An 11,713-nucleotide genomic window follows, 5' to 3' on the forward strand; every position below is an offset into this window, starting at 1 on the left:
CCGCTAGCTCGAACTCGCCAGCGTGCAGCTCTGGCTGGCATTCGTCGGGCAGGGGCCGGTCCAGCGCAGTTGAACGGCGGTGGCCGGCGGCCGCGGGGCCGTGAGGCTCTGCAGCTGCGCGCGCGAGGCCGTATTGAAGCTGGCCAGCGTGGTCCAGTTCCCGGTCGTCGTCGTGCGGTAGTCCAGCGTGTAGCGGCTGCCCGGCCGCAACGCGCGGCTGCTGATCAGGTAGTTGTTGCCGCTGATCGTCAGCGTCGGCGCATCGCGCCACGGCTGGGCGAGCGGCTCGCCGACGAACAGGCCCTGGCCCGGCGTGGCCACCGACTTCCAGTAGGCCTCGATCAAGGTGGCGCCGCGCCAGTACTGGTCGATCAATACCGAGGCTTCGGGAAACTTGTCCGTGTAGTTGCAGGGCTCCTCGACGGTGCCGTAGCTGGCGGTCAGGCCCGCGTCGAGCCAGGCCGTCACGAGGGTCTGGCCGGCGTTGCCGTTGGGCAGCACGCCGGCATAGGAGGTGAGCGAATCGCCGATGGCGCCGGGGCGGTACTGGTTCGTCGTCAGCGAGGGGATGCTCGGCAGGCCGGTGAAATAGAACAGCACATCGGTCTTGCCGCTGATCACGTCGGAGCCCAGGCCGCCGGAGTTGTCCACGTAGTTCAGCGCCAGCGTGCTGGCCCACAGCGTGGGCAGCGGGGAAAAGTCGGTGTAGCGCCCGCTGCGGTTGGCGTCGCTGGTGCGGATCAGCCAGCCGGTGCCGGCGGGGGCCGTGCCGTCGGCGGACACGCCCTTGTCGATCAGCGCGTTCGCGGCATCGAGGGTCGTGCGCGCCAGCATCATCGAGGGCCGCATGCCGAGGTCGGTCTGCGGCGCCTGCGACTCGGAGTTGAAGTAGGCCGAGCTCGTCGTGGTCGCGCAGGCGGCGTTGCAGTAGCTGGCCTTGTAGCCGAAGGCCATGGCGCTGGTGATGCTCATCGAGCAGCTGCTGCCCTTGACGCGCGAAGGGGCGCTCCAGGTCAGCAGCGTCGCCTGCACGCCGGCGGGCAACTGGGCGTCGATGGCGGCCTTCAGCGTGGCGAAGTCCGTGGACGAGATCTCGGCGGCCGTCGTCGGCAGCGTGACGCGGATCATGTTGGCGGCCGGGATGCCGCGTTTCGTCTGGTAGCTCGCAGCGATCGCCTCGGACACCGGATCGCCGTTGGCCACGATCACGGCCAGTTGCGCGGCGCCGATGCCGTGCGACGGCAGGTTCAGCGTCAGCGTGGACAAGGGCGTGTCGACGCTGCCCGAGCCATCCGTGGACGTGGAGGACGCGCCGCCGCCGCCACCGCCGCAGGCCGCGAGAAGAAGGAGCGCCAGTACGGCGGCGAGAAGGGCGGCCTTCCGGATATGCCGCTCAATTTGAGAGTTAGGAAAGGCCCGCATCGGCGCGATTGTGGCGTAGCGCCGTGCCCCGGATTCACCCCCTCGCACAGTAAAGAATTCGTCACATCTGCACCACATTGGCGCGATATGCAAGCCCTAGATGTTGTTGGGCGTAAAAGCCACGCCTGGCAAGTCAGCGCCGGCGACATCCGATGGTGCTTGGCTTCTTCAGGCGGCAAACCCGCTGGTTTAATCGCTTAACTGAAAGTTTGCGCACACCAACATCCCTGTTTTGGTGCTCGTGTCTGAGGAAAACCCCAAGTGCGTGCGTGGTTGATGACATCTACATTGCACAGCACTCGATGCGGATGCCTGTCACAAGCGGCAGACGCGAGGCGGGGCTGAGGAGACATACACAACAGAAAGCAAGATCAACGAATCCAGTGACACTGTCACAATTCGCGGGCACCGAAGCAGCGCTTCCGGTGCCCGTTTTGTTTGTATCTGCCGACTTTCTTCCGTGTTCCCGGCGCCTGTGCGCCGCGGCCTGTGAACGCTTCCCCCGATGCTTGAACTCACCACCGTCGCGCTGGCTTCCCTGCTGGCTGGTTTCATCGATGCCGTCGTCGGCGGTGGCGGCCTCGTGCTGGTGCCGGCGCTGTTCGGCGTGTTCCCCAGCAGCGTGCCGGCCACCTTGCTGGGCACCAACAAGGGCGCTTCGGTCTGGGGCACGGCCTGGGCGACGGTGCAGTACGCGCGGCGCGTCTCGCTGAACTGGAAGGCGCTGGCGCCGGCAGCCGTGTTCGCGCTGGTGGGCGGTTTCGTCGGCGCCTGGGCGGTCACGCAGGTCAGCACCGACGGCCTGCGCAAGGCGCTGCCGCTGATCCTGGTGGCGGTGCTGGCCTACACGCTGGCGCGCAAGGACATGGGCCGCAACCACGAGCCGCGCTTCACCGGGCGCAAGGAAACGCTGGTGGCCGGCGGCATCGCGCTGGTGGTCGGTTTCTACGACGGCTTCTTCGGGCCGGGTACCGGCAGCTTCTTTGTCTTCCTGTTCGTGCGCCTGCTGGGCTACGACTTCCTGCATGCCTCGGCCACCGCCAAGCTGATGAACGTGGCCACCAATGCGGCGGCGCTGTCGCTGTTTGCCTACACCGGACACATCTGGTGGCATGTGGCGCTGGTGATGGCGGTGACCAATGTGGTGGGCAGCCTGATCGGCACGCGCATGGCCCTGCGCCGGGGCGCGGGCTTCGTGCGGGGCATGTTCGTCGTCGTCGTCTCGGTGCTGATTCTGAAAACAGGCTGGGATGCCTTCCTGCGTTGAGCAAGTTTGGGCCTCGCGGGCGCTACCATTCGTCACCCGACCGAATCCTGACCCGCCATGCCCGTTGACCCGCAGTTGCGCTCGCTCGACATCGAGATCCCCACCCAGCCGGAGGTCCTCGTCAAGCTGTCGCTGCTGATGGCAGCGGAGGACGTGGACCTGCAGGCGATGTCCGCCCTGGTCGAATCCGACATGGCCCTGGCCGCCGCGGTGCTGAAGGCGGTGAACTCGTCGATGTACGGCCTGCGCGGCCGGGTGCAGACGGTGCACCAGGCGCTGACCTACCTGGGCATGCGCGAGGTCGCGGCGATCACCTTCGAGATGGGCCTGCGCGCCGCCTTCCCCTCGGCGGCCGAGCTGGAACAGGTCTGGTCACGGGCCGCACGGCGCGGGCTGATCATGGGTCGCATGGGCCAGCTGCTGGGCGTGGACCCGTGGGCGGCGCATTCGGCTGGCCTGTTCGAGGAATGCGGCAAGGCGGTGCTGTACCGCCACGCACCTGCTCATTACCCTTCGATGCTGCGTGCGGCGGCCAGCGACTCGGAGCTGGCCCAGCTCGAGCGCACGGCCTTCGGCGTCAGCCATGACGCGCTGGGCGCCGCCCTGTGCGAGAGCTGGGGCCTGGCGCCGGCTTCGGTGGCCAGCGTGCGCTACCACGTCGAGGTGCAGGCCACGCTGACGATGCCGGAGGCCCTGCAGCGCCGCACCGTCAGCGCGATCTCGACGGTGGCCTGGGCCATGCTGCTGCAGCCTGAGCAGCTGGAAGAGGTGACCCAGGCCCTGGCGCCGCAGGCACAACTGGACGAGACCCTGGTGCTGCGCGCCGCCCGCCGCGTGACCGAGCAGCTGGAGCAGGCCGAGCAGCACGGCCGCTGATCAGGCGCCGCTGGCGGCCAGGCTCAGCCGGTCGCGGCCGGCATGCTTGGCGATGTACAGCGCCTCGTCGGCGGCCTGCATCAGGGCCTGCGCGCTCAGGTAGGGATGGGCGGGGCTGTAGGCGGCCAGGCCGACGCTGACCGTCAGCACACCGGTCGATGAGCGCTCGTGCGGCACCTGCAGGGCCAGCAGGTCCTCGCGCAACTGCTCCAGCAGCCCCTGCGCCGCCCCGATGTCGAAGCCGGGCAGCAAGGCCACGAATTCCTCCCCGCCCAGCCGCGCCACCACGTCCGTATCGCGCTTGAAGCGCACCGCCAGCAATTGCCCCACGCGGGCCAGCGCCGCATCGCCGGCGGCCGTTCCGTAGCGCTCGTTGTAGGCCTTGAAGTGGTCCAGGTCCAGCACGGCCAGGGCCAGCAGGCCGCGGTCGCGCTGCGCGCGCTTGAACTCCCGGCGCAGGCGCTCGTCGAACTCGCGGCGGTTGGCCAGGCCGGTCAATTCATCGACGCGGCTCAGGCTGCCCAGTTCGCGGATCTTGGTGTCGAGTTCATGCCGGGTCTGCGTCAGCGAGTGCTGCTGGCGTTCGATCTCCTGTTCCAGCCCGGCGCGGCGCTGCTGCTCGTGCTGCAGCTGCTGCCAGAGGTCCTTGTGCACGCGGTTCAGCGAGTGCGAGAGCTGCTGCAGTTCGGCCGGCGCCTCGGGCTCGCCGGGCAGCTCGCGGGCCGGCGGCGGCTGGGTCGGGTCGAAGGACCGGGCGCTGGCGGCCATGCGGCGCAGGGGACGCAGCAGCATGCGGTCCAGCACCAGCGCGATCGCGCCGCTCAGCAGGGCCACCAGCAGCAGGTCGCGCAGCAGGACGGCGAGCAGCCGTTCGCCGCCAAGGGCCTGGCGCACTTCGTCGTCGCGCAGCGCCAGCAGGCCGTCGACCAGGGCCAGCAGCAACAGGCTCACCAGGGCCACCGCGAGGACCATGCGCAGCCGCATCGAAGGCGCGGCGGCCCCGGCGGGCGCCGGGCTCAGGGACGATTCCTTGTCGGCGCTCGGGTCGAAGGACATGGCGGGCGGCGGCGTCGTGAAAGCAGCGGTGAGGCAGTGTAAGAGCCGGTGTTCCCCAGTTTGTCGGGGCTCCCTAGTTTGCAAAACATCAGCATATGCTTATATAGTGATTCACATGCCTGACGAATCCACGCCCGATCCGACGTCGACCCCGGTCGAGCGCGTCTACGAGATCGCCGCCGAGCTGTTCTCGCTGATGTCCACGCCGATGCGGCTGCGCATCATCAGCGCGCTGTGCAACGGCGAGAAGAGCGTGGGCGCGCTGCTGGAAGAGATCCCCACCACCCAGCCCAATATGTCCCAGCACCTGAACCAGCTCTACCGCGCCGGCATCCTGGCGCGGCGGCGCGAGGGCCAGCAGATGCTGTATCGCGTGCAGAACGAGCGGGCGGTGGCTCTGTGCCGCGCGGTCTGCACGCAGATCGCCATCGAGATCGACGATCCGCAAGCCATGCATCCCGCCGAACGCCTGATCCTGCCGAGAACCTGACATGACCGTCGACGACGCCGCGCCGGGCCGCCTGCTGCGCGCCCCCGAGAACCTGCTGAGCGCCGAGCAGCTGCGCGCCGCGCCCGAGCAGCGCCGCCGCCTGCTGCGCGGCGCCTTCGCCACCGCCGCCGCTGCGCTCGCCGCCGGCGCCGCGCGGGCCCAGGCCGCCGGCGACGACAACATCCTGAGCCTGCCGCCTCACTCACTGGCGCTGGGCCAACCCGTCGCGCTGGAAGGTTATGGCAAGCCCTCGAAGTACGAGGCCAACCTGCAGCGACGCCAGAGTCCCGGCCTGACGCCGACGCGCCAGGCCTCCGTCTCCTTCGCGCCGCTGCAGGGCCTGTTCGGCATCGTCACGCCCAGCGGCCTGCACTTCGAGCGCCACCACCAGGGCTGGTGGGACATCGACCCGAGCAAGCACCGGCTGATGGTCAACGGCAGCGACGCTCAGATGCTCAGGCGCCCGATGGTCTTCACGATGGACGAGCTGATGCGCCTGCCGAGCGTCTCTCGCTTCCACTTCATCGAGTGCGGCGCCAACACCGGCATGGAATGGGGCAACGTGGCCGTGCCGACGGTGCAGTACACCCACGGCATGCTGTCCTGCAGCGAGTTCACCGGCGTGCGCCTGATCGACGTGCTGGAGATGTGCGGCTACGACAGGAAGCGCGGCCGCTTCCTGCTGGCCGAGGGCGCCGACGGGTCCTCGATGACCCGCACGATCCCGATGGAGCTGGTCGAGAGCGGCGACGTGCTGCTCGCCTACGGCCAGAACGGCGAGATGCTGCGCCCGGAGAACGGCTACCCGCTGCGCCTCGTGGTGCCCGGCGTGCAGGGCGTGAGCTGGGTCAAGTACCTGCGGCGGGTCGAGGTCGGCGACATGCCCTATGCCACCAAGGACGAGGACGTCCACTACGTCGACCTGATGCCCGATGGCCAGCACCGCCAGTACACCTCGATCCAGGAGGTCAAGAGCGTGGTGACCACGCCCAGCGGGGGTCAGGTCTTGCTCGACAAGGGCTTCTACAACATCAGCGGCCTGGCCTGGTCGGGCCGAGGCAGGATCAAGAAGGTGGACGTCTCCGTCGACGGCGGCCGCAACTGGCGCGCGGCTGTGCTGCAGACCCCGGTGATGGACCGCTGCCTGACCCGCTTCACGCTGCCCTGGACCTGGGATGGCAAGCCCGCGCTGGTGATGAGCCGCGCCACTGACGAGACCGGCCAAGTGCAGGCCACTTACCAGCAGATGCGCGCGGTGCGCGGCCGGCGCTCGATCTATCACAACAACTCGATCCAGACCTGGCTGGTGCAGGAGAGCGGGGAGGTCAAGAATGTCCAGCTCTCGTAACTTCATCTTCGCGCTGGCCCTGGCGAGCGTCGCGGCGACGGCCCAAACGCCCAGGTTCGACGGCATCGGCAGAACCGCCACGCCCGCCGAGGTGAAGGCCTGGGACATCGACGTCCGCCCCGACTTCAAGGGCCTGCCGCCCGGCCGCGGCACGGTGGCGCAGGGCCAGGACCTGTGGGAAGCCAAGTGCGCCGGCTGCCACGGTGTTTTCGGCGAATCGAACGAGGTGTTCAGCGCGCTGGTCGGTGGCACGACGGCGGACGACATCAAGACCGGCCATGTGAAGCGCCTGACCGACCCGTCCTTCCCGGGCCGCACGACGCTGATGAAGGTCTCCCACATCAGCACGCTGTTCGACTACATCCAGCGCGCCATGCCCTGGACCGCGCCCAAGAGCCTGAAGCCCGACGAGGTCTACGCGGTCACCGCCTACCTGCTCTCGCTGGCCGATGTCTTGCCGGCGGACGGCGAGCTGTCGGACAGGAACATTGCCGAGGTGCAGCAGCGCCTGCCCAACCGCAATGGCAAGACCTGGGACCACGCGATGTGGCCGGGCAAGGAATTCAGCAAGGCGAGCAAGCCCGACGTGCAGGGCTCGTCCTGCATGACGAACTGCGCCACCGAGCCCAAGGTCGCCTCGCTGCTGCCCGACTTCGCGATGAACGCCCACGGCAACCTCTCGCAGCAGCAGCGCCTGGTCGGCCCGCAGCGCGGCCTGGACACGGCGCCGAAGGCTGCTGCGGCCAAGCCCGCCGCGCAGGCCGCCGCGCCCGCCGTCGACGTCGCCAAGCTGCTGACCCAGCACGCCTGCTTCGCCTGCCACCAGATCGACGCGAAGCTGGTCGGCCCCGCCTTCAAGGACGTGGCCGCCAAGTACAAGGACCGCCCCGATGCGCGCGAGTATTTCGCCTCGCGCATCCGCAGCGGCAGCAGCGGCAACTGGGGCACCATCCCGATGCCCGCGCAAGAAGCCGTATCCGCCGCCGATCTGACGGCCATCGCCGCCTGGCTCGCCGGCGGCGCTGGCAATCAGTGAGAATTCCCCCCGTTCCCCGATGGAGATGAGCGAATGAACCCCACCACGAACCGCCGCGAGCTGCTCAAGCACAGCGCCGTCGTTGCCGGCCTGCTGGCCAGCGCCGGGCTGCTGCCCCAACTGGCCCATGCCGAGGCCATCAGCCAGGCCGCCTTCGGCGCCAAGGGCATGGACGAGCTGTACAAGGCCCTGGGCATCGGCAAGCCGGTCGAGAGCCCGCTGGTCACGCTGACCGGCCCGGACATCGCCGAGAACGGCGCCGTCGTGCCGCTGGCCGTCGCGAGCACCGCGCCGGGCGTCAAGCGCCTGCTGGTGCTGGTCGAGAAGAACCCGAACATCCTGACGGCCACCTTCGACGTCACCGAGTTCGTCGAACCGCAGATGTCCACCCGCGTGAAGATGGGCCAGACCTCCAACGTCTACGCGCTGGCGATCACGAACGACAACAAGGTTCTCTTCGCCCAGAAAGAGATCAAAGTGACCCTCGGCGGCTGCGGCGGCTGACCCGACAAGGAGAAACAGACATGGCAGATCCGATGCGCATTCGCGCCCAGGCGCAAGGCGGCAACGCAGTGGTTCGCGTGCTGATGGCTCATGAGATGGAAACCGGCCAGCGCAAGGACGCGGCCGGCAAGACCATCCCGGCCTGGTACATCAGCGACGTCACCGCGCAGCTCAATGGCAAGACGGTGATGACCGCCCAGTGGGGTCCGGCCGTCTCCAAGAACCCCTTCCTGCAGTTCACCGTGAAGGGCGCCAAGGCCGGCGACAAGATCACGATCAACTGGGTGGACAACCACGGCGACAAGCGCAGCGACGAAGCGACCGTGTCCTGACTGAGTGTCTGATCCCCGGTACGACAAGGAGACAAAGCCGATGACCACCATGAAGCTGGCGCTCGCCCTGATCGGCGCCGCCGCAGGCCTTGCAGCCCACGCCCAGACCTCCACCGCCGACGGCATCGCCCAGTACCGCGCGATGCTGGCCGATGGCAACCCCGCCGAACTGTTCGAGGCCAAGGGCGAGGATCTGTGGAAGCAGGCCCGCGGCCCGAAGAAGGCTTCGCTTCAACAGTGCGACCTCGGCAAGGGCCCCGGCGTCGTCAAGGGCGCCTTCGTCGAGCTGCCGCGTTACTTCAGCGACACGGGCCGGGTGCAGGATCTCGAATCGCGCCTGCTGAGCTGCATGGAGACGCTGCAGGGCTTCGATGCCAAGGCGATCGCCGCCACGCCCTTCGGCAAGGGCGAGCAGGCGAACATCGAGGCCTATGTGGCCTGGATCTCGTCCGAGTCCAACGGCCTGAAGTTCAATCTGCCGCAGCAGCATCCGGCCGAGAAGCAGATGTACGCCGCCGGCAAGAAGCTGTTCTACCTGCGCGCCGGCCCCTATGACTTCGCCTGCGCCACCTGCCACGGCGAGGACGGCAAGCGCATCCGCCTGCAGGACCTGCCCGCGCTCTACAAGAACCCCGGCGACGGCGTCGGCTTCGCGGCCTGGCCGGCCTACCGCGTCTCCAGCGGCGAGCTGTGGAGCATGCAGCGCCGCCTCAACGACTGCTTCCGCCAGCAGCGCTTCCCCTATCCGGGCTATGCCTCGGACGTCACCATCGCCCTGGCCACCTACATGGGCGTGAACAGCAAGGGCGCCACCTCGGTGGCCCCGGCGATCAAGCGCTGATCAAGGAAGGATGTCGATGATGAGCAAGAACACCAAGACCTGGATCGCCCTCGCCGCCGCGGCCGCCGTCGTGGCCGGCATCAGCGCCTGCGCCACCGGCCCGGCCGAGCCGAGCGATGCCGAGACCACGGCCGCCGCGAAGGCGATGCTGAACACCTCCTTCCGCGAGGAGGGCATCGCCAAGCTGGACCGCCTGCAGCAGGACGAGATCCAGCAGGCCTGCTCCGGCGACAAGGCCCCGCCGGCCGCCGTCACAGGCAAGCTCGAAGCCGCCCAGATGGCCACGGTGAAGTGGCCCAGCGACGGCAAGTACCTCGGCGACTGGAAGGAAGGCGAGAAGCTGGCCCAGAACGGCCGCGGCATGACCTGGACCGACAAGGCCGGCCAACCCTCCGGCGGCAACTGCTACAACTGCCACCAGATCGCCAAGGCCGAGATCTCCTTCGGCACCATCGGCCCGAGCCTGTACCAGTACGGCAAGCTGCGCGGCGTGACGAACCCTGACTCAAAAGAGGCCGAGGCCATCGTCAAGTACACCTGGGGCAAGATCTGGAACGCCAAGGCCACCAACGCCTGCTCCAACATGCCCCGCTTCGGCCACGCCGGCGTGCTGAGCGAAGGCCAGGTGCGCGACATCATGGCGCTGCTGCTGGACCCGAAATCGCCGGTGAACGCGCAGTGACGGCCGGTATCAGCAGGCGCGAGTTCGCGCAGTTGCTGGGGGCTGCCGCGGTGGCCGGCTTCGGCGCCAAGGCGCACGCCGCTGATGCTGACCGTTATGACGCCCCGCCGCCCTTCAAGGGCCCGGGCGCGGTCAGCCTGCTGCACATGACCGACTGCCATGCGCAGCTGATGCCGCTGTACTTCCGCGAGCCCAGCGTCAACCTGGGCTTCTTCGAGCAGAAGGGCCAGCTGCCGCACCTGGTCGGCGAGCCGCTGCTGAAGGCGCTGGGCCTGAGGCCCGGCACGCCCGAGGCCTATGCCTACACCAGCCTCGACTTCGAACGCGCCGCCCGCCGCTACGGCCAGGTCGGCGGCTTTGCCCACCTGGCGACGCTGGTCAAGCGGCTGAAGGCCAGCCGCCCCGGCGCGCTGCTGCTGGACGGTGGCGACACCTGGCAGGGCTCGGCCACGTCCCTGTGGACCAACGCCCAGGACATGGTCGACGCCTGCAAGCTGCTGGGCGTGGACGTGATGACCGGCCACTGGGAGTTCACCTACGGCCAGGAGCGCGTCAAGCAGATCGTCGACGGCGACTTCAAGGGCAAGATCGACTTCGTCGCCCACAACGTCAAGACCAACGACTTCGGCGACGACGTCTTCCCCGGCTACACGCTGAAGGAGATCAACGGCGTGCCGGTGGCCATCATCGGCCAGGCCTTCCCGTACACGCCGATCGCCAACCCGCGCTACCTGGTGCCCGACTGGAGCTTCGGCATCCGCGAGCAGGAGCTGCAGGCGGTCGTCGACGCCGTCAAGGCCAAGGGCGCGAAGCTGGTCGTGCTGCTGAGCCACAACGGCATGGACGTCGATCTGAAACTGGCCGGTCGCGTCAGCGGGCTGGACGCCATCCTCGGTGGCCACACGCATGACGGCATGCCGGTGCCGGTGTCGGTGAAGAATCGCGGCGGCCAGACGCTGGTGACCAATGCCGGCAGCAACGGCAAGTTCCTCGGCGTGCTCGATGCGAAGGTCGGCCCATCGGGCAAGCCCGAGCTGAACTATCGCCTGCTGCCCATCTTCTCGAACCTGCTCCCTGCCGACGCCGAGATGGCCGCGCTGATCGCCAAGGTCCGCGCGCCCTTCGCCGCGCGCCTGGCGGAGCCGCTGGCCGTCACCGAGGGCCTGCTCTACCGCCGCGGCAACTTCAACGGGTCCTGGGACCAGCTGCTGTGCGACGCGCTGATGGACGTGCAGGGCGCGGAGATCGCCTTCTCCCCGGGCTTCCGCTGGGGCACCAGCCTGCTGCCGGGCCAGACCATCACCCGCGAGATGCTGATGGACCAGACTGCCATCACCTACCCGTACGCCACCGTGACGGCGATGAGCGGAGAGACGATCAAGACCATCCTCGAGGACGTGGCCGACAACCTCTTCAACCCCGACCCCTACTACCAGCAGGGCGGGGACATGGTGCGCGTCGGCGGCCTCGCCTACACCTGCACGCCCGAGGCAAAGATGGGCAGCCGCATCTCCGACATGCGGCTGGGCGGCAAGCCGATCGAGGCCGGCAAGACCTATAAGGTCGCCGGCTGGGCGCCGGTGGCCGAGGAGGCCGCCAAGGCCGGCAACAAGCCGGTCTGGGAGCTTGCCGAGCAGTGGCTGCGCGCGAAAGCCAGCCCGGGTGCTAACGGCCAGCCTGGACGCATCGGCGAGCGCCGCATCAACACGCCGAAACTCGTCGGCGCCGCAGGCAACCCCGGCATCGCTTGACGGTCATTGCCGGCGGGCATACTGCCTGCCATGAGCAAGGACAAGAAGAGCAGCAGCCCGCTGCCGCCCACCACGCTGGGCGGCGCGCGGTTGTGGACGCAGGAGGAC

The 11,713-nt window shown here is 68.5% G+C and carries 12 protein-coding genes; 10 read left to right on the forward strand and 2 right to left on the reverse strand.

Annotated features, from left to right (window positions below):
- Positions 1-3 precede the first annotated feature (3 nt).
- Complete coding sequence (locus B0W88_RS01970) at positions 4-1,266, reverse strand: TIGR03790 family protein (protein WP_077032965.1); 1,263 nt, start codon at positions 1,264-1,266, stop codon at positions 4-6.
- Between the two features lie 661 nt (positions 1,267-1,927).
- Here B0W88_RS01970 and B0W88_RS01975 point away from each other — a divergent pair.
- Positions 1,928-2,689: a TSUP family transporter gene (locus B0W88_RS01975; RefSeq protein ID WP_077032966.1), complete on the forward strand. Its 762-nt coding sequence runs from the start codon at positions 1,928-1,930 to the stop codon at positions 2,687-2,689.
- A 57-nt stretch (positions 2,690-2,746) separates the two neighbouring features.
- Positions 2,747-3,565 carry an HDOD domain-containing protein gene (locus B0W88_RS01980; RefSeq protein WP_077032967.1) on the forward strand — a complete coding sequence of 273 codons (819 nt, stop codon included), beginning with the start codon at positions 2,747-2,749 and terminating at the stop codon, positions 3,563-3,565.
- On the opposite strand, the gene B0W88_RS01985 is transcribed toward B0W88_RS01980, so the two are convergent.
- Positions 3,566-4,621 carry a diguanylate cyclase gene (locus B0W88_RS01985; RefSeq protein WP_077032968.1) on the reverse strand — a complete coding sequence of 352 codons (1,056 nt, stop codon included), beginning with the start codon at positions 4,619-4,621 and terminating at the stop codon, positions 3,566-3,568. It abuts the gene before it with no gap.
- A 115-nt stretch (positions 4,622-4,736) separates the two neighbouring features.
- Between B0W88_RS01985 and B0W88_RS01990 the strand changes: the two genes are divergently transcribed.
- The 8 genes from B0W88_RS01990 to soxB are packed head-to-tail and all read left to right on the forward strand — an operon-like array spanning position 4,737 to position 11,605.
- Positions 4,737-5,111, forward strand: a complete 375-nt coding sequence (locus B0W88_RS01990; protein WP_077032969.1) for a metalloregulator ArsR/SmtB family transcription factor — start codon at positions 4,737-4,739, stop codon at positions 5,109-5,111.
- A 1-nt stretch (position 5,112) separates the two neighbouring features.
- Positions 5,113-6,459 carry a sulfite dehydrogenase gene (soxC, locus tag B0W88_RS01995; RefSeq protein ID WP_077032970.1) on the forward strand — a complete coding sequence of 449 codons (1,347 nt, stop codon included), beginning with the start codon at positions 5,113-5,115 and terminating at the stop codon, positions 6,457-6,459.
- Positions 6,443-7,495 carry a c-type cytochrome gene (locus B0W88_RS02000; protein ID WP_077032971.1) on the forward strand — a complete coding sequence of 351 codons (1,053 nt, stop codon included), beginning with the start codon at positions 6,443-6,445 and terminating at the stop codon, positions 7,493-7,495. The genes soxC and B0W88_RS02000 overlap by 17 nt, the downstream gene beginning before the upstream one ends.
- A gap of 33 nt (positions 7,496-7,528) precedes the next feature.
- Positions 7,529-7,999 (forward strand): thiosulfate oxidation carrier protein SoxY, encoded by a 471-nt coding sequence (gene soxY, locus B0W88_RS02005; protein WP_077032972.1) that lies wholly within the window; start codon positions 7,529-7,531, stop codon positions 7,997-7,999.
- Positions 8,000-8,019: 20 nt separating this feature from the next.
- The gene (soxZ, locus tag B0W88_RS02010) at positions 8,020-8,331 is read left to right on the forward strand and encodes a thiosulfate oxidation carrier complex protein SoxZ (protein ID WP_077032973.1); all 312 of its coding nucleotides are present in this window, start codon (positions 8,020-8,022) and stop codon (positions 8,329-8,331) included.
- 40 nt (positions 8,332-8,371) lie between these two features.
- Entirely contained in the window at positions 8,372-9,172 is an 801-nt protein-coding gene (gene soxA / locus B0W88_RS02015; RefSeq protein WP_077032974.1) for a sulfur oxidation c-type cytochrome SoxA, read from the forward strand.
- Positions 9,173-9,188: 16 nt separating this feature from the next.
- Positions 9,189-9,854 carry a sulfur oxidation c-type cytochrome SoxX gene (soxX, locus tag B0W88_RS02020; RefSeq protein WP_077032980.1) on the forward strand — a complete coding sequence of 222 codons (666 nt, stop codon included), beginning with the start codon at positions 9,189-9,191 and terminating at the stop codon, positions 9,852-9,854.
- On the forward strand, positions 9,851-11,605 hold the full coding sequence (gene soxB / locus B0W88_RS02025) for a thiosulfohydrolase SoxB (RefSeq protein WP_233151596.1): 1,755 nt from the start codon (positions 9,851-9,853) through the stop codon (positions 11,603-11,605). The genes soxX and soxB overlap by 4 nt, the downstream gene beginning before the upstream one ends.
- The last annotated feature ends 108 nt before the right edge of the window (positions 11,606-11,713 follow it).

This window comes from Pelomonas sp. KK5 (assembly GCF_001984095.1).
Taxonomy (GTDB): Bacteria; Pseudomonadota; Gammaproteobacteria; order Burkholderiales; family Burkholderiaceae_C; genus KK5.